At 48.7% G+C, this 21235-nt stretch carries 19 protein-coding genes; 17 read left to right on the top strand and 2 right to left on the bottom strand.

The annotated features are described in order from the left end of the window. The first annotated feature begins 11 nt into the window (after positions 1-11). The 14 genes from fabG (at position 12) to MHN33_RS01340 (ending at position 15653) form a co-directional block, all read left to right on the top strand. Positions 12-758, top strand: a complete 747-nt coding sequence (gene fabG / locus MHN33_RS01405; RefSeq protein ID WP_239393487.1) for a 3-oxoacyl-ACP reductase FabG — start codon at positions 12-14, stop codon at positions 756-758. 209 nt (positions 759-967) lie between these two features. Continuing rightward, complete coding sequence (acpP, locus tag MHN33_RS01400) at positions 968-1204, top strand: acyl carrier protein (RefSeq protein ID WP_010374019.1); 237 nt, start codon at positions 968-970, stop codon at positions 1202-1204. A gap of 83 nt (positions 1205-1287) precedes the next feature. Beyond that, positions 1288-2526, top strand: coding sequence for a beta-ketoacyl-ACP synthase II (gene fabF / locus MHN33_RS01395; RefSeq protein ID WP_239393485.1), 1239 nt, complete (start codon positions 1288-1290; stop codon positions 2524-2526). Positions 2527-2641: 115 nt separating this feature from the next. Then, complete coding sequence (pabC, locus tag MHN33_RS01390) at positions 2642-3409, top strand: aminodeoxychorismate lyase (protein ID WP_239393483.1); 768 nt, start codon at positions 2642-2644, stop codon at positions 3407-3409. Continuing rightward, positions 3406-4419: an endolytic transglycosylase MltG gene (mltG, locus tag MHN33_RS01385; protein WP_239393479.1), complete on the top strand. Its 1014-nt coding sequence runs from the start codon at positions 3406-3408 to the stop codon at positions 4417-4419. Before pabC ends, mltG begins: the two co-directional genes overlap by 4 nt. Positions 4420-4535: 116 nt before the next feature. Then, positions 4536-6398: a DUF885 domain-containing protein gene (locus MHN33_RS01380; protein ID WP_239393465.1), complete on the top strand. Its 1863-nt coding sequence runs from the start codon at positions 4536-4538 to the stop codon at positions 6396-6398. A gap of 392 nt (positions 6399-6790) precedes the next feature. Next, complete coding sequence (locus tag MHN33_RS01375; RefSeq protein ID WP_239393463.1) at positions 6791-9796, top strand: TonB-dependent receptor; 3006 nt, start codon at positions 6791-6793, stop codon at positions 9794-9796. Between the two features lie 58 nt (positions 9797-9854). Further along, positions 9855-10883, top strand: a complete 1029-nt coding sequence (locus MHN33_RS01370; RefSeq protein WP_239393449.1) for a proline racemase family protein — start codon at positions 9855-9857, stop codon at positions 10881-10883. Further along, on the top strand, positions 10880-11956 hold the full coding sequence (locus MHN33_RS01365; RefSeq protein WP_239393447.1) for a Xaa-Pro peptidase family protein: 1077 nt from the start codon (positions 10880-10882) through the stop codon (positions 11954-11956). Before MHN33_RS01370 ends, MHN33_RS01365 begins: the two co-directional genes overlap by 4 nt. Before the next feature lie 10 nt (positions 11957-11966). After that, positions 11967-12920, top strand: coding sequence for an ornithine cyclodeaminase family protein (locus tag MHN33_RS01360; protein WP_239393443.1), 954 nt, complete (start codon positions 11967-11969; stop codon positions 12918-12920). Between the two features lie 23 nt (positions 12921-12943). Next, entirely contained in the window at positions 12944-13153 is a 210-nt protein-coding gene (locus MHN33_RS01355) for a hypothetical protein (RefSeq protein ID WP_239393440.1), read from the top strand. Between the two features lie 86 nt (positions 13154-13239). Beyond that, positions 13240-13653 (top strand): hypothetical protein, encoded by a 414-nt coding sequence (locus MHN33_RS01350; protein WP_239393437.1) that lies wholly within the window; start codon positions 13240-13242, stop codon positions 13651-13653. 162 nt (positions 13654-13815) lie between these two features. Next, positions 13816-14805 carry a substrate-binding domain-containing protein gene (locus MHN33_RS01345; protein ID WP_239393435.1) on the top strand — a complete coding sequence of 330 codons (990 nt, stop codon included), beginning with the start codon at positions 13816-13818 and terminating at the stop codon, positions 14803-14805. A gap of 83 nt (positions 14806-14888) precedes the next feature. After that, entirely contained in the window at positions 14889-15653 is a 765-nt protein-coding gene (locus MHN33_RS01340) for a transporter substrate-binding domain-containing protein (protein WP_239393433.1), read from the top strand. Here the strand turns inward: MHN33_RS01340 and MHN33_RS01335 are convergent. Then, positions 15638-16342, bottom strand: a complete 705-nt coding sequence (locus MHN33_RS01335) for a hypothetical protein (RefSeq protein WP_239393431.1) — start codon at positions 16340-16342, stop codon at positions 15638-15640. The two genes, MHN33_RS01340 and MHN33_RS01335, sit on opposite strands and share 16 nt — an antisense overlap. A 145-nt stretch (positions 16343-16487) precedes the next feature. Between MHN33_RS01335 and MHN33_RS01330 the strand changes: the two genes are divergently transcribed. Beyond that, positions 16488-17663, top strand: coding sequence for a helix-turn-helix transcriptional regulator (locus MHN33_RS01330; RefSeq protein WP_239393429.1), 1176 nt, complete (start codon positions 16488-16490; stop codon positions 17661-17663). A gap of 111 nt (positions 17664-17774) precedes the next feature. After that, positions 17775-17942: a hypothetical protein gene (locus tag MHN33_RS01325; protein WP_239393427.1), complete on the top strand. Its 168-nt coding sequence runs from the start codon at positions 17775-17777 to the stop codon at positions 17940-17942. A gap of 112 nt (positions 17943-18054) precedes the next feature. On the opposite strand, the gene MHN33_RS01320 is transcribed toward MHN33_RS01325, so the two are convergent. Continuing rightward, on the bottom strand, positions 18055-19554 hold the full coding sequence (locus MHN33_RS01320; RefSeq protein WP_239393425.1) for an alpha/beta hydrolase: 1500 nt from the start codon (positions 19552-19554) through the stop codon (positions 18055-18057). Positions 19555-19700: 146 nt separating this feature from the next. Here MHN33_RS01320 and MHN33_RS23990 point away from each other — a divergent pair, with 146 nt between their 5' ends. Continuing rightward, on the top strand, positions 19701-21230 hold the full coding sequence (locus MHN33_RS23990) for a LytTR family DNA-binding domain-containing protein (protein ID WP_239393422.1): 1530 nt from the start codon (positions 19701-19703) through the stop codon (positions 21228-21230). Positions 21231-21235: the final 5 nt, after the last annotated feature.

Here is a 21235-nt window from a genome sequence, read left to right as displayed (position 1 = left end):
CGGAATTGAATATGACAAACCTATTTGATTTGACAGGTAAAGTAGTACTTGTCACAGGTGCAAGCCGAGGCATTGGTAAAGCCATTGCGAATGCGATGGTGGCACAAGGCGCAAAAGTTGCCGGTACCGCAACCAGTGAAGGTGGTGCTGAAAAAATTTCTGACTATCTGGGCGAAAATGGTAAAGGGTACGCGCTAAACGTCACCGATGCAGAGTCGATTGAAGCAACACTAAAGGCGGTTAAACAAGACCTGGGTGATGTAGACGTACTTGTCAATAATGCGGGTATTACCCGAGATAACCTGTTGATGCGGATGAAGGATCAAGAGTGGGATGAGATCCTTGATACTAACCTGAGTTCAATTTTCCGTTTGTCTAAGGCGGTTTTGCGTCCTATGATGAAGAAAAAATCAGGCCGAATCATTAATATTGGCTCAGTAGTTGGCACTATGGGTAATGCGGGTCAGGCTAATTACGCTGCTGCAAAAGCGGGTGTGATTGGTTTTTCAAAGTCTATGGCACGTGAAGTGGCATCCCGTGGTATTACCGTCAACGTGATTGCGCCTGGTTTTATCCAAACAGACATGACGGATGAGCTAACTGACGAGCAAAAGGCGGCAACGCTCGCGAACGTGCCGGCAGGACGCCTTGGTAAGCCTGAAGAGATCGCAGCAGCGGCTGTTTATCTTGCATCAGATGCGGGTGCCTATGTTTCTGGCGAAACTTTGCACGTAAATGGCGCCATGTACATGGTGTAACAATTGTGAGCGAGGTTGAAGTTTTTGTGATCTTGCGGCAATCTTACTTGAAATTGCTATTAAAATAGGCGATAAAAGTAAAAAATATTTAGTAACAGGTTTGACCAGAAAAAAAAGTCATGGTCAATCCTTGAATCACAGTATGATGCGCCGTAAACTACGCCGCAATCTGAAATTAACGCGATAGCGTTTAAATAAAGGAAAGAAGAATGAGCGACATCCAAGAACGCGTAAAAAAAATCATCGTTGAGCAACTAGGTGTTAAAGAAGAAGAAGTAAAATCAGAAGCGTCTTTCGTAGACGATCTGGGTGCTGATTCTCTTGACACTGTTGAGCTGGTAATGGCTCTGGAAGAAGAGTTCGACACTGAGATCCCTGACGAAGAAGCTGAGAAAATCACGACTGTTCAGGCAGCGATCGACTACGTTACTGCTCACGCTGAGTAATTAACGACTTTAAATTAGGGCAGCATTCGCTGCCCTGATTCTTTATCCCCCCATCATTTCGAAAATCCCTTTTGGAGGAAACCGTGGCTAAACGTCGAGTCGTAGTAACTGGCTTAGGTATGTTGACGCCGCTAGGTAATGACGTAGAGTCAACCTGGCAGGGCTTGTTAGAAGGCCGAAGTGGTATTCGCAATATCACACACTTTGACACTACTCAGTTCGGTACCAAATTTGCGGGTCTGGTCAATGATTTTGACGAGACTCAATTCATGTCAAAGAAAGATGCCAAGAAAATGGACTTGTTCATTCAGTATGGCATTGCGGCGGGCGTACAGGCGCTAAAAGATTCCGGATTGGAAATCACAGAAGAAAATGCCAAGCGCGTTGGTGTCGCTGTGGGTTCTGGGATCGGGGGCCTGACGTTGATTGAAGAAAACCATGTTAAGCTGCTCAACAGTGGCCCACGCAAGTTGTCTCCTTTTTATGTACCCTCGACCATCATTAATATGATCTCAGGTCACCTGTCTATTATGCATGGTCTGCAGGGGCCGAATATTTCTATCGTGACAGCATGTACGACAGGCTTGCACAACATCGGCCACGCTGCACGTATGATTGCCTATGGTGATGCTGATGCCATGGTGGCGGGTGGTGCTGAGAAAGCATCAACGCCAATCGGTATGGGAGGCTTCAGTGCAGCGCGTGCATTGTCTACGCGCAATGATGACCCACAAGCGGCGTCGCGTCCTTGGGATAAAGATCGTGACGGCTTTGTACTGGCAGATGGTGCTGGTGTGATTGTATTGGAAGAATACGAACACGCGAAAGCACGTGGTGCGAAAATCTACGCGGAGCTGGTCGGCTTTGGTATGAGCGGCGATGCTTATCACATGACATCCCCCCCTGAAGATGGAGCGGGTGCAGCACTTGCGATGGAAAATGCCCTGCAAGATGCAGGTGTTAATGCTGAGCAGATTGGTTATATCAATGCACATGGCACATCAACATCGGCAGGCGACAAGGCAGAAACCTCAGCTGTTAAGTCCATTTTCGGTGATGCAGCGAAAGATGTGATGGTTAGTTCATCCAAGTCAATGATGGGACACCTGTTAGGGGCTGCCGGATCTGTTGAATCTATCATCAGTATTCTGTCGCTACAGCACCAAAAGGTCACGCCAACTATTAATCTGGATAACCCGGATGACGGTTGTGACCTGGATTATGTGCCACACACGGCGCGTGATGCTAAGTTAGACTATGCGCTATGTAACTCATTTGGGTTCGGCGGTACGAATGGCTCTTTGCTGTTTAAGAAAGTCTGATAGCTAACTCAGTACAAAAACCCGGCAATGTCCGGGTTTTTTTATGTCCATATGGCACCGTCTGAGCAGTGGTTATGATACAGTTGGCGCAATCTATTTGGTGTGGTAAAGAGTAATGCAGCAGGTAAGTAGTCGGGATCGGGGCCTCAATTATGGCGATGGCTTTTTTACAACAGTTAAAATTTCAGCAGGTAAACTGGAGCGGTGGGAAGGCCATTTAAAACGCCTGGCACAGTGTGCAAGTGCTTTGTATTTCCCAGAGTTAGACTACAGGGCGCTGACAGAGCAATGCGAGTGTGCGTCAAGGGAAGTGGCTCAGGGCGTGCTCAAAGTGGTGATCACTCGAGGAGAAGGCGGCAGGGGTTATGGCTTGCCTGAGGAGCCTAAGGTTACAACGCTGGTGTCGCTATCGCCGTATCCGGCTCACTATGCGCGCTGGCGTGATGAGGGCGTGACTCTGGCCTTGTCCGATGTCCGTCTGGGTCACCAACCTATGTTGGCCGGACTGAAAACACTAAACCGCCTTGAGCAGGTGCTCATTAAACAAAATGCCGCCCACAAAGCTGCGGACGACGTCCTTGTGGTGGATTTATACGGCCAGGTAATCGAAAGTTCGGCAGCCAATATTCTGATCTGCAAAGATAAGCACTGGTATACGCCCGATTTATCCCAATGTGGGATCCAGGGCGTTTATCTCTCAAGCCTGCAACAGCATAACCCCATTACAACGATTTCTCTGACTCTGGAGTCTGTTTACCGCGCTGATACTGTCTACCTGTGTAACAGCCTGATGGGCCTGGTGCCTGTGCGCCAGATTGATAATCATGTTTTCAGCCTGAATAAGGCGCATGCTTTGGCAAAGGAGCTTGTTGTCAGATTATGATCAAAAAGCTGATTTTACTTTTGCTGTCGGGATTATTCATTGTTGTGTTGGCAGCCGCACAAACAATTTCAGAATTTAAGGATGCGCCACTTCGCAGTGATACACGCTACTTTGAGGTAAAACGAGGTGACAGCTTTGTGGCAATTTGTCAGCGCTGGCAAGGCCAGGGCTGGATTGAAAGCTGCCTGCCTTATCAGGTTTACGGCAAGGTGTTCCCGGAGCGGGTCAAAGTCAAAGCGGGTGTCTACGAATTACAAGGCCTGAGTGTACTCGAGGCGCTGTCAAAGTTGAGCGCTGGCATGCAGGCCGACTTTATGTTCACTATTATCGAAGGGCAAACCTTTAAACAGGTGCTGACAAACCTCAAAGAAGCGCCGTTCATTCACTTTGACCTGAACGAAGCTGATATGGCAAAGCATATGCGGCTTGATACAGCAGGGCTGTCTGTTCAGCAAGATTTTCATCCGGAAGGCTGGTTATACCCCGAAACCTATCATTATCACGCGCACAGTAACGCATCTGCCCTGATAAAACGTGCCAGCGAGCGTATGCAGCTGAAGCTGACATCCGCATGGCAGAAACGTGCAGCGGACTTGCCCATCAGTTCAGCCTATGAGGCGTTGATCCTGGCATCCATCATTGAAAAAGAAACGGGTAAAGCACAAGAGCGTCCGGTCATCGCGTCCGTCTTTGTCAATCGCTTGAACCGCAAGATGCGATTGCAAACGGATCCAACGGTCATTTATGGTTTGGGTGAGCGTTTTGACGGAGACATTAAGCGCCGTGATTTACGCGAGCAAACGCCCTATAACACTTACCGAATTAAAGGCTTACCCCCGACACCCATTGCAATGCCATCGTACGATGCGATAAAAGCAGCCACTCAGCCGGCACAAACGGATTATCTGTATTTTGTTTCAAAAGGAGATGGCAGCCATTATTTCTCAAAGACTTTACGAGAGCACAATCAGGCGGTAAAGCGTTATATTTTGAATAAGCAAAATGGCTGAGCAAGCCAAAATACCTGCGCCTCTCAACGAGTGGTCGCAAGCGGCTGTATATTGTAGACAAATATGGTATACCAGCAACACAACACTACACGCAGAATAAAAACTGGAGCTCTGTAATGAATAAGTTGAACGCACTCACGCTCGCAGTAGCGATTGCTCTGTCGGGCTGTGCTCAGGAAAGCCGGGTCAATCAGGCCGACTCAGCAGCGACTGCTGTTGCGCCATTGTCACGTGCAGACATCGATAAGCAAGTTGATGCCTATACGCAAACTTTTATTAATCATCAGCCTGCACTGGCAACTTCGTTAAAGCTATCGGCTGATCAATACGGTACCTATGCCAACAGGTTACCTGACTACTCCGCTTCGGGGATGCAGGCGCTGCAAATTGATATGAATAATGCTGCAGAAAAATTAAAACGCCTGCAAGCGCATGAGATGAGCGAAGACGATCGTTTGCATCTGCGTGTTAACGAAGTATTGGCTCGTTACTATGCCGGCGACGCACAATTTAGTGGTGGCTATATAGATACCTGGGGTGGTCACTTACCTTATATCGTCAATCAGCTCTCCGGGCCTTTGGTGGATATACCAAATCTACTCAAGGATCAACACAGCGTTGAAAACCTGCGGGATGCACAAAACTACCTGACCAGGCTAGAGGCGTTTGCAACATTGACAGAGCAAGTCCGGGGTAAGCTGGCAGATGATGCTGAAAAAGGCATTATCCTGCCTAAGGTCCTGTTCCCGAATACCTTTGGTTACCTGAATAACTTCACCGCGCATTCGGGCGAGAAACATCCCCTGGTTACTTCATTCGAGTCCAAGTTATCCAAAGTTGAGTCTATCTCAGAAGAGCAGAAAGCCGAGCTCGTTAGAGCGGCTACAGCATTGGTTGATCAAAAGATTTACCCCGCATACCAGCGTGTGATTGCCGATCTCAAAGTGTTACAAGCAAAAGCCCCTGAAAAAGTCGGGATCTGGGCGCAACCTGGTGGTGAAGCTTTTTACCAGCATGAAATTACCTATCTGGCCGATTCGGATCTCAGCGCTCAGCAGATCCACGATATTGGACTTGCTGAAGTTAAACGGATCACCGAGCGGATGGACGAGATCCTGCGCGAAAATGGTTATACCACAGGCTCTGTGGGCGATCGTATGAAGCAGCTAAATGATGAACCTCGCTTTTTATACGAAGACAGTGACGCGGGGCGTGAAGCATTGTTGAACTTTTTGCGTGGAGAAATTGAAACCATCAACAAAAAAGCACCGCAATACTTTTCAACTTTGCCTCCGCAAGAAGTAGAGGTACGTCGCATTCCCAAAGAAATTGAAGCCGGGGCACCAGGTGGCTATTACAGCGGTCCTTCCCTGGATGGCAGTCGTCCTGGGGTTTTTGCCATCAATCTGAAAGATATGAAGGCCGTGCCAAGTTTTGGTATGAAAACACTGACCTATCACGAAGCAGTGCCAGGGCACCATTTCCAGATCGCACTCAACATGCTACAGACAGACATAGGTTTGATGCGTCAGAATGCTTCGTTCAATGGCTATATTGAGGGCTGGGCACTGTATTCTGAGCTAGTCGCCTATGAAATGGGGATGTACGAGAACGATCCGTTTGGTGATCTGGGTCGTTTGCAGGCAGAAGCCTATCGGGCAGCCCGTCTGGTGGTAGACACCGGACTGCACTATAAACAGTGGACGCGTCAGCAGGCGATTGAATACTTTGCTGAAGCGACGGGGTCAGCTATGAGTGACGTGACCGCAGCCATTGACCGCTATATTGCCTGGCCAGGACAGGCACTGGGTTATAAGCTGGGGATGATCAAGCTGGTTGAACTGCGTGACAAGGCTCGTCACACACTGGGCGACAAGTTTGATATCAAAGCGTTTCATGATGTGATCCTGCTAAAAGGTGCCAGACCACTGGCCATAGTGGAAGATGACGTCGACCGCTGGGTGGCTTCACAAAGTTAATTAATAATAATCCAAATTGATACAAAACCAATTAGAAGGGTTAACTGTTTGATAAATAACTTAAAAGTTACATAGCTAGAACAACTAAATAGCAAGTACCTTTTTGGTTATTGGCAAGGTTTCCTCGTCTCAAGGTTGACAAATTAATGATGCGGATTAATTAAAAAAGGTGACACGGTCACCTTTTTTATTGCTCATTTCTGGTTGCTTTTCTTTCTGAATGCGCCGCAATCTGAATATCTCTTGTTGTTGTTTGTGCCTGCTGAGTCTGTATGCTCATTGTCGGAAACTTAATATTTGAATAAAAAATATTGTATACAATATAAATTCATTGTAGGGTGATGAGGTCTGTTACAGGCAAAACATTAATGGGAACTCAACAGGAATTAGAAATGCGTAACAATAAAAATAATACGCAGGTGATCCGTCAGACGCTGGCAGCGAGCGCAATAGCACTCGCATTGGGCGGCGCGGTACCTGTACTTGCTGCAGATGGCAACAGTTTGATCAGAGGTAGTATTGTCAGCGGGCAGGGCAACGATCTGGATAATGTGGAGCTTATCTTTACACATAAAGCAAAAGGACTGACATTTAGTGTCAAAACCAATGCCCAGGGTGAATACATCCTGCGCAACTTACCGGTCGGTCAATATCGGGTATCGATTAGCAAGGATGGATTTGAATCGGTCCTCGAAGAACAAGTGCAAGTAAGTATAGGGCAGTCGGTATTACTGGATGCGCAGCTTAACCGGATTGGCGCGTCGGACATTGAGCGGATCGCTGTATCGGGTACGGCCATTCGTCGCGTTGATATGGCTTCCTCTACGGCGGGCGTCACTTACACTGATGAAGAAATCAAGGCGATGCCCGTTAATACCGGTTTTGAAAGTATTGCGTTACTGGCGCCCGGCACGGCAGAGCCGGGTGGCTCTGAATTTAAAGACGCATCCAGCTTCGGAGGGTCATCCTCAGCTGAAAATGGTTATTACTTTAATGGCCTGAATGTCACCAGTATTCGTACCGGGCTGGGCTCAATACGGCTGCCCTGGGAAGCGATTTCGCAAACTCAGGTGAAAACGGGGGGAGTCAGCCCCGAGTTTGGCGGTGCGCTTGGCGGGATTGTGAATGCAGTCTCCAAATCGGGTGATAATGATTTCAAATTGGGCGTTGAAATGCGTTATGACCCCAGCAGTTTGCGAGATCAACATGAGTCGCTCTATCAGAGTAATGGAGTAGTCGGCTATTACACGAATACACAGCAGTCGGAAGAAACGTTTAAGGAAATTCAGGTGTGGACGAGCGGTGCACTTATTGAGGACTCGCTGTTTTTTTACGGACTGCTGGCGCCGCGCAGAGAAAATCATACCTGGGCCAGACAAACCGTATATAACGACCGTGATCGAGATGAAGATCGCTGGTTTGCCAAGTTAGACTGGTTTATCAATCAGGATCATTCGATTGGGCTTTCTGCCATGAATAACAAGCGAACCTGGGAAACAACCTCTTTTGCGTACGACTGGGAAACCAATATTGTGGGCGAGCAACGGGGGGTTGCAGCACCCGGTGAAGACGGCGGTAAAGTATATAGCCTGAACTACAACGGTTATATCAATGACTTTTTCTCTGTTTCTGCCGTACTGGGACGGGTGTCGGAAAACGTTGAAAATGTGGTTGCATCAGCGGATCCGGGAGTCTGGGATGAGCGAGATGGCTTTGTTACTGTTTCCTCACACACGGCTAGCAAAGTCACGGAAGAAGAGTTTATTCGGGATCAGTTTAAACTGGACTTTACCTGGGATCTGGAATTGCACTCGGTGTCATTTGGTCTGGATTACAGCAAGATTACGGTTGACTATTATGAAGGTCAAAATGGTCTCGGTGAGGCGCAAGGCTGGTGGACTATCCTGACTGCGTCGGAGGACGATATTTCGGGCGCGCCTCAGGGCACGGACTATATTGAGCGTCGCGTGCGTACCCGAGAAGTCGACTCGGATTCCACGGCGCTGGCATTGTATATTAATGACAGCTGGCAGGCCACGGATAACCTGGTTTTGAATCTTGGCCTCAGATACAGCGAATTCGAAAACACGGTGTCAGATGGCCGTGCTTTCGTGGATATGAAAGACCAGTTTGCGCCCAGGTTACAAGCTATCTATGACCTCCACGGGGATGGTAGTGCGAAGATCTTTGCAACCTATGGCCGCTATTTTCAGCCTGTGTCAGTCAATATGAATGTCACGCAAGGTTCTTCATCTGTTGAGTGGTTTGAGTACTTTGCATTTGATCAGGTTGATGCCAACGGAGTGCCATTGTTAGAGGCCGATGGCGCTCCCAGCCGAGGGGCACAATTACGGGAACGTTACTGGCGGCAAAGAGGGATTACCGAGCCTGGTCTGATCGCTTCGTCAACCCTCAAACCTATGTACTCTGATGAGTTCACGTTGGGTTACCAACAGGAGGTCTTCGGCGATATGGCGATGGGGATCCGGGCTATCTACCGCGATTTAGGGCGCAGCGTGGAAGATACTGATGTTGGCCCGGTGCTGGCCAAAAAGCTGGCTGAGATGGGGGTCGTGGATAATGTCGGACAAAGCTCTTACTATGTGCTGAATAATCCTGGTGAGGCCATTACCATGAGCTATGATTTTGATGGTGATGGCCAGGTTGATGAGATTACCCTGAGCGCTGAGGAGCTGGCATTGCAGCAGGCACAGCGTAAGTATTTGGCTCTAGAGTTTACTCTGGAAGGGAGTGTCACAGATCGCTTCAGGATAAATTCGTCTTATACCTGGTCTCATAGCTACGGTAACACCGAAGGCCTGGTCAAGACTGACAATAATCAGGCTGATCCTGGCTGGACAACCTCCTATGACTATGCGGACCTGATGGACAACGGATACGGGAATCTGCCTAATGATCACCGCCATGCAATCAAGTTTTCTGGTGCCTATGAACTGACCGACGAGTTTACGCTGGGCATGGTTGCGCGTGCTATTTCCGGACGCCCGACAAATTACTTGTCGTTACATCCGCGTAATGTGGATAGTTGTAAAACAGGCAGTCCGTGGGATGCCTGTGTGAGCCGGGATTATGGACATGTCAGCCACTATGATGAGCATGGTAACCCCGCCCCGCGGGGCAGTGTCGACAATCTCTCTTGGCTGACAAATTTTGATCTGTCAATGACCTACAACACCGAGATATCGGGTCACGATCTGATGTTGAAAGCCACGGTTTATAATCTGCTGAACAATGATGCAGCACTGGACATCACCGAAACTCGGACTCGTAACAGTTCAATTGAAGGCCAGGAATTGGAGCTGAATCCCGATTATGGCCTTGTGACGCGCCGCCAGGAAGAGCGATTCGTCTCCCTGGTTGCACGCTTTACTTTTTAGTGATGGGTTTTCCCTGGTCAGTCGGGCTTCGTGCCCGGCTTTTCTATATGGAGGAACAATGAATCGTTACCTGACTTCCTGGCGCATTCCTTCGCACTGGCCCCAAATTCAGGCGCTGGACATGCATACGGCGGGCGAGCCGCTGCGCATCATTACAAAGGGGCTGCCTGAGCCCGAAGGCACTAGCATGATAGACAAGCGGTTGTATTGTCTGAGTCACTATGAAAAATGGCGTAAAGCGGTCATGTTTGAACCCCGCGGGCATGCTGATATGTACGGCGCATTGCTGACGGCACCACAACGTGCAGACAGTGCCTTTGGTGTCTTGTTTATGCACAACGAAGGTTATTCCACCATGTGTGGTCATGCGGTGATTGCGCTTACTGAGTTGGTAAGAGTTCAGAATCCAGAGGTAGTGGGCGAGCAGCAATTGAAGATGGATACACCAGCGGGACAGATCTGCGCTTTTTATTCTGCAAACGACAAACAAGTCGGGTTTTACAACGTACCGTCCTTTGCTTGCCAACAGCAGGTGCCGGTGACACTGGCCGGGGGGCATACCCTCTACTGTGATATAGCGTTTGGTGGTGCCTATTATGCCTATGTAGACGCCGATCAACTCGATCTGGCTCTTACTATACAAAATAGCGAAGAGATTATTTGCCTGGGCAGGAAAATAAAACATGCGTTAACAGACCGCATTGAGCTTGAACACCCAGAAGACGCGTCGTTGAGCTTTTTATATGGGGTTGTGTTTTACTCCGACTCGCAGGTGAGTGGGTCACACTGCCATAGTCGTCATGTTTGTATTTTTGCAGATGGCTCGCTGGATCGCAGCCCAACGGGCACTGGTGTTAGTGGCAGAGCTGCACTACTGGCCGCACGAGGGGAGCTTGCCAGAGATGAGGTTATCCATATTGAAGGGATCCTGGCATGCGGGTTTGATGTCAGTATCGATGCACTTTGCCAATATGATGGCCAGGATGCGGTGCGAGTAAAAGTTACAGGTGAGGCGTACGTTACCGCCGAGCACACATTTTGGTTGGATCCAGAAGATCCAATTCAACAAGGGTTTATTTTACGATGAGTCAGTATTTACAACGACAAACCAAATTGCGCCATGTGCTGAGCGCATCCGCGTATCAGGGAATGCTGGTATTTGGTTATGAGAATATTCGCTACCTGTGTGGATTTAGCGGGCATGCTGCGACGCTGTTGATCAGTCATGAACAGAGTCTGTTGATCACCGACTACCGCTATGTTGAGCGTGCCCAGGCAGAGGCAGAACATGCCGAGGTGATACTCAGGCAGCGAGACCACGAAAGTCTGGGGCAATGCCTAAGCCGTTTGTCTGGCGATCTTAAGGCACTTGCGTTTGATGCCGCACATATTGATGTGGGCCAGTGGCAAGATATCAGCGGCGAACTGTCAGGGCGTACTTTATCGCCGACTCGGGGACTAGTAGAGCAGCTCAGACAAGTCAAAACCGCAGAGGAAATTGACTGCATTCGTCAGGCGGCGCACATTGCTGACAAGGCACTGGCTGACACCTTGTCTCTTGTGAAAGCAGGGGTCAGTGAACGCGACCTGGCGCTTGAACTGGACTATCGTATGCAAAAGCAGGGATCTGAAGGCGTTTCGTTTGACACTATTCTCTTGTTTGGCGCACGAAGTGCCTTACCACATGGCAGCCCTTCCACACAAAAGCTCAAACATGGCGATCTGATCCTGATTGATTTTGGTGCGGTTGTTGATGGCTATCGCTCCGATATGACACGTACTTACGTTTACGGCACGCCATGTAGCAGGCAACGCGCTATGTTTGAGACAGTACAAACTGCCCAGCAGGCAGCGCTGGCGAGTGCGTCCTCGGGCATTGATTGTCAGGTACTTAATGCAGCGGCGCACGCGGTACTTCAAAGCAGTGAGTTTGCCAGATATGCAGGTGAAGGGCTGGGACATGGCCTGGGGCTGTTTCTGCACGAACAGCCCTTCATAAAACCTGGCGTCGACTATCGCCTTGAAGCGGGTAATGTGATCACCATAGAACCAGGCATTTACATTCCGGGTTTGGGCGGTGTGAGACTGGAAGAAGACATTGTAATCACGCCATCCGGTTATGAGTTGTTAACGCATGCGCCACAAGATTTTGAGCTGTAAGGGAGGTATTATGAAAGTAATAAACCAAGAACAGGTGCAGCAGGCACTGACATTTCCTACTTTGATTGCGGCGCTACAGCGCGGATTTGCAACCGAGCATGTCATGCCCAGACGCAGCGTCTTCGCGCTGGACACGCAGACGACGAATCATGACGCCTTCGCCGTGCTGCCTGCCTGGAATGAATCCGTGATAGGCGTGAAGGCTTTTACTTACTTCCCCGACAATGACGCACAGGGGAAAGCCAGCTTATATTCAAAAATCATGCTGTTTGGACGCAAACATGGTGAACCTCTGGCGCTGGTGGATGGTACTCAGGTGACTTTATGGCGCACCGCTGCGGTTTCTGCACTCGCGGCGTCTTATTTGGCCAGAGAAGACGCCAGACACCTGGTGGTGTTTGGGGCTGGCAATCTGGCACCCTATATGATTCGTGCTCATCTGGCGGTGAGAAACTACGATAAGGTGACCTTGGTTGCCAGAAACTCCGATAAAGCGGCTACCCTCAGAGCGATGCTGGTTCAGGCTTTTCCCGAGATTGTGTTCGAATTGGATCAAAGTCATGCCGCATTAATTACCTCTGCGGATGTTATCTGCACGGCAACGGGCAGTCACACTCCACTGTTTGATGGCCGCTGGTTAAGCCCGGGCACACACATAGACGTGATTGGTAATCATCATAAAGAGGCTCGGGAGGTAGACACAGCAACAATACTTGCAAGTCGGATATTCGTGGACAGCAAAACCAATGTGCTGAACGAGGCCGGAGAGTTGCTAATTCCCATCTCCGAAGGGGTGTTTAGTGCGGATCAAGTTGAAGGTGAACTGGCAGATATGGCCAGAAAAAACCATTATCTTCGGAGTCACAGTAGTGAAATAACGCTGTTTAAATCTGTTGGTACAGCACTGAGCGATCTGTTGGCTGCCAAACTGGTACTGGAGCAAGTCGAGTGTGGAAATTCTTAAGGAGAAGCAAGCAACGCTGTCGCATGTGTCCAATCATTGAACTGGTTGTGGTCAGTGATCGGCGTTTACTCAATCCACTCGTGTGTCATCAGACCCATATGCTGGTAACTTATCGATATGCCGGTCAGCTTGTCAGCGATACCTTGCTATATGATCCACTGCTGGTTGAGCAGTTTAAATCGGGCCAGATGTGTCAGGTATTGGCCGACAATCATGGCATAGTGCAAGCTTAACACTTTCAAACACTCTCTCACTGAAAGGTACGGGGAGACTTTATACACTTTACCCGATTAAAATAAACTCAGTCAGGGTAAATAGTATGAAAAACTGGATAGCATTCTCATTGGTCAGCATATTTGTAAGTGGCTGCGCGCACCACAATAATGTTCGTCCTTCGGTGGATGGTAAGCACTATGTCAATTTGACAGCAGAAACCAGAGAGACGGCTGGCAAGGAAGCACTGGAGCAGGCTAACCACTATTGCGATAAGCAAGACCGTGGCCATGCCTATATCCAGAATGAAACCATTACTTATATGGGCTCAATGCCCGAGCAGGATTATCTGCAACAACGCAATATCGCAACGGCAGTTGAGGCCGCAGGCACAGCGATGTGGATCTTTGGTGAAAATGCCGTCGATGATGTCGGAGCAGCCATGAGCATTGGCGGCGGTATCGCGGAAGATTCAATGGGTGAACCTTATCAAATTACTCTGGCTTTCAGCTGTAAATAATCTATCCCGGAATGCAAAATGGTGTCTCGAGATACGCGTATGCGCCTGAGATACCCGCCCCCTTTGAGCCTGGCCTCTTTTCAACAGCACTAAGGTGATTGTTTTTTAATGTGATTTGGTTAAACTGTTAACAAGTAGGTAGTTACCGGACCAGGTCCTTGCATGAAGTATCGGATCACGCAATTTGCATCTCTTGTTGTCACATTAATGTTCTGGCAAGGCTCGGTTTATAGTGCCACGAGTGCACAGATTCCCATCAATATTGCCATCGTTGGCAAAACAAAAAACGACAGTTTTTATCAGCAATCACACAAAGGTTGTTTACATTTTGCCCGGAAGTATTCGAATGTTAACTGCATTTACGACGGCGCGGATGACTATCAGGACGTCAGAACTCAGGTGTTGATTGTCAAAGAGCTGATCCGAAAGGGCATAGACGGCTTGCTTATCTCTACTACAGACTCTCAGTTCCTCGTCGAGGGTGCACTTAAACTGGCGGCTCAAAAAAACATTCCGGTTATCACCTTTGACTCGGATCTGTTGCCGGAGCACGAGGCATATCGGCTCACTTATGTCGGTACCAATAACTTTGACTTTGGCAGGGCGCTCGGCGCAGAAGCAAAACGCTTTAAATCCGGCGAAAAACAGTTTATTTGCCTGCAATCCGGGCATCAGACAACCCCAAACCTCAATCAACGCATTGCGGGTGTGCGCCACGCGCTCTCAGGGCAGAGTGAAAAAAGGTTGTCGGGTGAAAATGGCTGGATTGAACATTATCGTTGTCCGCTTTACACACTGGGAAGGCGCTCGGATGCGCTGGACCAACTCGTTACTATGATGAAATACCCCGACCCTCCCATCTTTCTAGCCGTTGCTGGGTTTGCTCAGTTTAATCCAGACTATATTAACCGTATGTCTCAGTTTAAATCTCTGATAGCCAAGCAGCAAAGGGTGATCATCTCAGCCGATACTGAGAACAGTCAACTTAAGGCACTACAAAGAGGTTTGTCCGTCACTAATATCGGGCAAAAACCATTCGAAATGGGACGTCTGGGCACCGAGCTTTTACACCAGTTTATCACCCGAAGTATCAAACCTGCTCAGTCTCACCACTATCTGGATTACCATTTTTGCAAAAAAAAGCAACGTTGAGACGTGCACGACGAATCATTGATATTTACCCTGGCAGTACTAAAATAATCGAATAAACATCATCTTAAAACCTCGGAAGGCTGATGAAGAAGTTTCTGTTATTGTTGCTTTTGTTGTGCAGCAAGGCGTCCGCCGGACCGCTACAGTTTGTATCAATTAACTACCTGATAGAGCAGGAAGTCGGTCGCCTGGTCTTGCCTGAGGTTTACCGCAAGCTCAATGTGTCTATTGTGATCACGCCCTATCCGGGCAAGCGTGCGCAGCAACTGGTGCGCAGCGGGAAGAGGCATGGCGAAATCATGCGGATCTTCAGCTATGGCGATGAGAACCCGCATACCATTCGTGTTCCAACGCCGTATTACACATTGGAGACCATGGCGTTTGTGCGTAGCGATGCGCAAATGGATCTCCGCAGTGAGCAAGACCTAAGCAAATACAGAATTGCAAAAGTGCGTGGTGTAAAGCACACCAATAACATCACAAAAGGGATGCTCAAGGTCGAGGATACGGATACTAGCATACAGGCATTGAATCTGGTGTCAAAGGGACTGGCCGACGTGGCGCTGACTAACCGGATTGACGGTTTGGTTATGCTGGCACAGGCTGGGATTGAGAATGTAGTGCCTCACCAGCGCAGTTTTCGCGTGTTGGAACTTTATCATTACATTCACCAGGATCAGCAACATTGGGTTGAGCAAGTCGATGCTGTGTTGCGCCGCATGACGCAAAGTGGCGAGCTGGCAGCGCTGATAAGAAAAGCTGAAGATCAAGTGATCACACAACACTGTCGGCAGAGCGCGGAGGCAATCGAGCTATGCCGACGTCACCTTACTCAAAGGGACGACTGAGCTGCGCGATTAGCACGCCACTGGCGTATCTTGCTGCCAAAGCTGAGTTTAGATCCCCAGTAAACGATAACCAGTAAGATAAATAGTTCAGGTAATGCCAGTACACCCGAGTCTACCAGGGATTGTGGCAATACTTTTGCCGCACCTTGTGACAAGAATGAGCCAACTGATATAAACAGAGCAAAAGTCATTCTCCATAAATGGCGGAACAGTCGCGGTTTTGGGTTAAGCCCGCCTGAATACACCAGACGTACGTCGCCAAGAAAAGATAAGCCGGAGAGCAAAACAAAAAAGTAGTAATCATAAGCGCTTATGTTGTGTTTTATCTCGGCCTGGCTGGTTCCGGCCTGGCCGCTGAAGTAAAGGCAGGCAAGGATGATCAACAGCGAACACAAAGGAAATGCGTAATCGAACTTTCCCCGGGTGCTAGGCGCAGCCTTCACTGTCAGCCACGCGCTTAGCACCAGGTAGGCGGTAAACATACCCGCGATGGCGGTGATGATCATGGGCTGAAACAGTGCGATCAAGGTGCCGCTGACTGCCATGAAGAGCATTGTGTAGACAAACCAGGTACCTGCGAAGGCATGTAAAGATTTACCTTTTGCAACGGCTATGGCGATAACACCTGCGACTATGGCAATGGTTCCCGTGATTATATGCACTAGCATAGTCATTGTGATCTGTTCCATCTTGTTATTCCTGTTTATTGCGATGTGGTTATATTGCACTTTATACTGCACATAGATACACCGTCGTCCAGTACTACAGGTTAGGACACTGCAATAATTATAAGTTTAAGAATCATGGGGTTAAGTTGGTTTGTTTGAGGCGGAATTGACATTTGTCTACACCTTTTTACTCGGTGCACTGGGTTTGGCTCTGACTATGTTGGCTGAAAGAGCGCGGCGCTGGCATTGTTACCGAGCTCTGGCAATGTTTCTATTTTCATTGTTTGTGATCTTAGCAGGCCCGCTTATTTTTACTCAATATCCGGCAGCCCGATATGTCTATATTGCAGCGATTGTACCGGCCTGGCTGCTAATGTTTCCTTGTTTTTATTTGTATACACTAGGATTAACATCCCCAACCGCCTGGCGCTTTACTCGCAACAGTGTGTGGCATTTTGCCCCTGCCTGTATTTCGTGTGCCTTGTCAGTCAATCTATTGAGCCTGCCTGAATCCGAGTTACATGGTATTTTTTTCGCCGAGGGAGACGTTGAGCTGGCAGCTGATACACGCATTACGGTCTGGTTTATCATCGCAGCTATGCTGTTTTGGCCATTTCAAAGCCTGAGCTATGTAATTAAAACCTGGTGCAATTTACTGATTTACCGGCGTCAGTTACATACGGTATTTGCCAGTACCGCTGAGCGTGAGTTGGGCTGGTTAGTGATTGTGCTGATACTGATGCTATTCACCTGGAGCTGGCTGGCGTTGACACTCTTTCAGGATTTAAGCACGCAACCCACGTTGCTGGGTGAAGGGGGAGTCGCTGTGCTGAGTACTATCAGTATCTGGTTTGTGTTATTTTGGTCATTACGGCAAAAACCTGGTTTTGACACAATCTACGGCGTCACAGAGCTGCTTGATATGACCGGCGATGAATCTCGCGTTTCGGCTACGGATCGCGACGATGTTAAATACCAGCACTCAGCGCTGAGTGACGAGCAGTCAAAGCGTATTGCACAGAAGATCCATCGCGCGGTGGTAACGGAGCAACTTTACCTGGTTCCTGATCTGACTCTCTACCGATTGGCTGAGTCTATCGGGGTGTCAGCCAATTATGTGTCTCAAACCCTGAATCAGACCTTGGGACAATCGTTTTTTGACTATATCAACAAGGCACGGATTGACGCAGCGATTAAGTTGCTGATCGCTGATGATAAGACGGTACTGGACATTGCGATGGCGGTCGGCTTTAACGCGCGCTCGTCTTTTTATAAGGCATTTAAAACCCATACCGGAATGACACCGGGGGAATATAAAAGAACGGCACGAGCCGTTAGATAAACGTGTTAGTATCTTAAATTGTGTTGCTATTTAGTTAATTTTGTTGGTTGCATTGGTTACTTTCATGGGGTAGTTTAACAGTAACCATTAAATGAACAAGGAAATTAAAAAATGAAAGTTAAAATAAGTAAACTGAAGAACCTGTCTGGAAATAACCGTTTACCTGCTGATCAGACACCTCAGGTGGCAGGTGGCCAGCACCAGGAGATCACCAACAATAGACAGTGCTTTATTAGTGAACCTTATTGGGGTTGTACTGCCGGTGCGTGTCGGGATTAATAGCCGGCAATTGGTCGCCTCAGCGTCTTATTGCGACGCTGAGGTGTTGGTTTATTAAAGCAGCTACATTGATCTGCAGATTAAAATGGCCTTTCAGATGTGCACTAATGGTTTAGCGTTTAATCAGTAAATCCGGTAGCGGCACGACAATCTTTTGTTTTTTCACAGGCTCGTCGGCCAGAAACCTGCGGATGGTGTGCGTGACTTCTGGCGAGCGCATCAACAGATTGTGACCTGCATTTTCAATGATTACCTGCGTAACACGACTAAAGTGCCTGACGGCATCCCGCTGGCTTTGCGGGTAAGTGCGTCCATCCAGTGAGCCTGAGAGCACTAATGTTGGTACATCGGACACTGAGAGGGCTCGAAACCCGCGACCTAAGTCAAGTCCGTCGATCACGCCCTGAAGTTGTGGCATCGGAAAATTTAAATAGCTGCCGAGCAGGGCGGTGCGGCTTTGCTGGTTAACCAGTGCCAGCCTCGTCGGTGAAATACCGGATGCAATGTCCATGGTTAGTGGCATAAGTCTGAAGCTAATTTGACTTTCACTAAAATAACCTCTGTTTGCGACTTGCTGAAGCGGCTCGATAATCCCCATTTCTAAAGACCGATAAAGTGCTAAGAGGTGTTTAAGACCCCTGTGTGGGTCGGCAATCATGCCTGATGCCAGGCGTTGCATATGCCAGCGCTGAAAGAGAAAGTTAGCTTTCTTTCCCGCTTTATCAGTAATTTGTATCGTAATCGGCGATGTTTCAAGGCGTTTGTGTACACGTCTGATCAATCCGGCAACATCCGGGTAGAGTACTTTTGCTTTTGGTTGCGTGTTAACAACCTGCTGAACACGGGCAAAGTAGGCATCTGTCTGAGCCGGAAGTTTAACGGTTTGATCCAGTCCTTCGACACTGGCCAATACTAACTTGTCCAGATTGTTGGGCATGGTTTTGGTTGCGGCCAACGCCAGGTGAGTACCATAACTGATCCCCCAGAGGGTCAGTTTTTCAGCTCTGAGGTGGCGCCTGAGGTCATCCAGATCTCCGACACTTTGCTCAGTTGTATATCCCCGGATGTCAATTCCCTGCTGTTGCCAGAACGTGACACACTGAAGCGCAGCTCGTCGGTACAAGTGTGCCACTTCCTGATCTGTTTGTTGCTTAGCTGAGTGGGTGGAAATGCCAGATTGACATACGGGTAGTGTATCGGATTTACCGGTACCGCGTTGATCCAGTGCAATCACATCGCCAAATTCGCGCAGAGCCATAAACAGAGGAAAGCGAAAATTGGCGTATTCGGCTGTTTTTATGCCAGAACCACCAGGCCCTCCGGCCAGGTAAATAATAGGACTGCCAGGCGTTTTAGTGGTGGCGGGAAAGCGTACGTAATGAATGCGTATGTCCCGGCTGTCAGCCTGGTTACGGTTCTCCGGGACGGTGACAAACCCTGAAAACGCAGCCACTTGTTGGTTGTCCTGGGTTTTGAAGGTAATAGCCTGCTCATTGTCATATACCAAAGGGGGCTGCTCCTGAGCAAAAGTACCTAAAGTCATCATTGCACCAAGGAGTAGCAGTACGCCCATGATGTGGCTGCGAAAGTGTTTATATCTGATGTCAATCATAATGATGTTCTGGTTGGTTAATTGTGCCTCCAGTTAAACTTGTTGCATTCGAATTATCATGCGATATTCTATCGAATGTATTGATTTTCATAGTAATATCGATAAACGGTTGAATTCAGCCGGGCAAAGGTCGAGGTGGGGGAAGTGTGCAGTATTGTGATAACTGGCGTTTACGAGTCGTGTTCTGCACGCTGCTATTATTGGTGTCCGTTAATTCGATTGCACTAGACTGGGCACACATAAATTACCAACAGGTACGCGTCTGTCCGGGTGGCGGTGTAATACCAAACTTTGAAGATGATGCGTGCTCAACACAGTCGTTTTTTAGTGCTGACCCGCAGGGTCAGGCTATCTGGCTCAAGGCACCGCTGCATTTATCAAAGCGCTGGCAAGCAGGAGCTGAGCCACTTGCATTTTACTTGTTTGCGAAGGCTTCCAGTGAGGTCTACCTCAATGGCAGGCTACTGGGCACTAATGGCCGTGTCTCAGCAGATGGCGAACACGAGCTTGCCGGGCGTATGGATTCCCGGTTTTATGTGCCACCTGATTTAGTCAGGCAGGGAGAGAACTGGGTGGTCATACATTTGTCTTCCCACCAGAGCTTCTTGCGTTTAGCTTCTCCTTTACATCTGGCGGCGCTGGGCAAGTATCAAAACAGCACTGATTACTTTGGCATTGAGCCGCATGTACAACTCAGTGTGCTGTGTACCCTGCTCCTTGGGGGGCTTTATTTACTGATACTGAGGTTAAGTCCCCTGCGTGCTCAGATCCCGAGAGGATTACTCTGGTTAATTGGGATAGCAGCTGCTCAGCTGACGGCCGAACAGCTGCGTGGCTGGCTTGGTTACCCATACCCTTTGCATGATCTCAGGCTCATGCTGATCTTAATCTGCGCACTGGCTTTTGGTTTAGGGCTGCTGGCTTATTTACTGAGGCTGTGTCAGATACATACCAAAGCCCGGCTGATTATTCTGGCACCGGGTGTGGGTTTAACTTTACTGCTGGTATTTATTAGTCCTGGATTTGACCTTAAAACAACGCTGGCCGTAACCACGCCTGCATTCATTGGGATGTGTGTTGCTTACTGGTATTATTATCAGCAGCGGACAGGTAAATCTCTGTTACTCGTCGCTACATTGTGCGTTTTTGTTCTGGTGGCTTTGCTGAGTTTGCAGTCATTTCACAGCCTGCTTTTCTACGGGGTGGTCACTTTGCTGCTTGGCACCTTGTTAGGGGAGCATATTCGCCACCTGAGTGAACTTCAGCGCCAGAGCATTGCCGATCAGCAGGCCATTACTAAATTGCAGGTGAAACTTGCGCAATTGGATAAAACAAGCGCGCAGCAGTATCTCAGTCTCACATTTGGCAGTGCGACAGAACGGGTTGATGTTGGGCAGCTGTTGTGGTGCCGTGCAGCAGGCGACTATGTTGAGCTGCATCTGGAAGGAGGAGGGGAGCGATTGTATTCGGGTTCACTGAAAAGCCTGACAGATAAACTACCCGCTACATTTATGCAGGTACATAGATCCTACCTTGTCGATCTGGATAAAGTCAGAAGAGTTGCACTGAATAAGGATAAAGCGGAGCCGGGCTATGCATTCTTGGATCTCATTGACGGTAGTCGGGTGCCAGTCAGTCGGCGCTTGCTTGGCCAGGTGAGGGAGTCAATTGAATGAGGGAT

It is taken from the genome of Pseudoalteromonas sp. OOF1S-7 (genome assembly GCF_022347765.1).
In the GTDB taxonomy this organism is placed as follows: domain Bacteria; phylum Pseudomonadota; class Gammaproteobacteria; order Enterobacterales; family Alteromonadaceae; genus Pseudoalteromonas.
The sequence above is the reverse complement of the archived record's forward strand: the minus strand, read 5'-3'. Positions and strand labels throughout refer to the sequence as shown.

What these genes read in the sequence shown, in the direction of transcription:
- fabG (WP_239393487.1), top strand. Translation starts at nt 12, where the DNA reads ATGACAAACCTATTTGATTTGACAGGTAAAGTAGTACTTGTCACAGGT.
- acpP (WP_010374019.1), top strand. Translation starts at nt 968, where the DNA reads ATGAGCGACATCCAAGAACGCGTAAAAAAAATCATCGTTGAGCAACTA.
- pabC (WP_239393483.1), top strand. Translation starts at nt 2,642, where the DNA reads ATGCAGCAGGTAAGTAGTCGGGATCGGGGCCTCAATTATGGCGATGGC.
- mltG (WP_239393479.1), top strand. Translation starts at nt 3,406, where the DNA reads ATGATCAAAAAGCTGATTTTACTTTTGCTGTCGGGATTATTCATTGTT.
- MHN33_RS01380 (WP_239393465.1), top strand. Translation starts at nt 4,536, where the DNA reads ATGAATAAGTTGAACGCACTCACGCTCGCAGTAGCGATTGCTCTGTCG.
- MHN33_RS01375 (WP_239393463.1), top strand. Translation starts at nt 6,791, where the DNA reads ATGCGTAACAATAAAAATAATACGCAGGTGATCCGTCAGACGCTGGCA.
- MHN33_RS01370 (WP_239393449.1), top strand. Translation starts at nt 9,855, where the DNA reads ATGAATCGTTACCTGACTTCCTGGCGCATTCCTTCGCACTGGCCCCAA.
- MHN33_RS01365 (WP_239393447.1), top strand. Translation starts at nt 10,880, where the DNA reads ATGAGTCAGTATTTACAACGACAAACCAAATTGCGCCATGTGCTGAGC.
- MHN33_RS01360 (WP_239393443.1), top strand. Translation starts at nt 11,967, where the DNA reads ATGAAAGTAATAAACCAAGAACAGGTGCAGCAGGCACTGACATTTCCT.
- MHN33_RS01355 (WP_239393440.1), top strand. Translation starts at nt 12,944, where the DNA reads ATGTGTCCAATCATTGAACTGGTTGTGGTCAGTGATCGGCGTTTACTC.
- MHN33_RS01350 (WP_239393437.1), top strand. Translation starts at nt 13,240, where the DNA reads ATGAAAAACTGGATAGCATTCTCATTGGTCAGCATATTTGTAAGTGGC.
- MHN33_RS01345 (WP_239393435.1), top strand. Translation starts at nt 13,816, where the DNA reads ATGAAGTATCGGATCACGCAATTTGCATCTCTTGTTGTCACATTAATG.
- MHN33_RS01340 (WP_239393433.1), top strand. Translation starts at nt 14,889, where the DNA reads ATGAAGAAGTTTCTGTTATTGTTGCTTTTGTTGTGCAGCAAGGCGTCC.
- MHN33_RS01335 (WP_239393431.1), bottom strand. Translation starts at nt 16,342, where the DNA reads ATGGAACAGATCACAATGACTATGCTAGTGCATATAATCACGGGAACC.
- MHN33_RS01325 (WP_239393427.1), top strand. Translation starts at nt 17,775, where the DNA reads ATGAAAGTTAAAATAAGTAAACTGAAGAACCTGTCTGGAAATAACCGT.
- MHN33_RS01320 (WP_239393425.1), bottom strand. Translation starts at nt 19,554, where the DNA reads ATGATTGACATCAGATATAAACACTTTCGCAGCCACATCATGGGCGTA.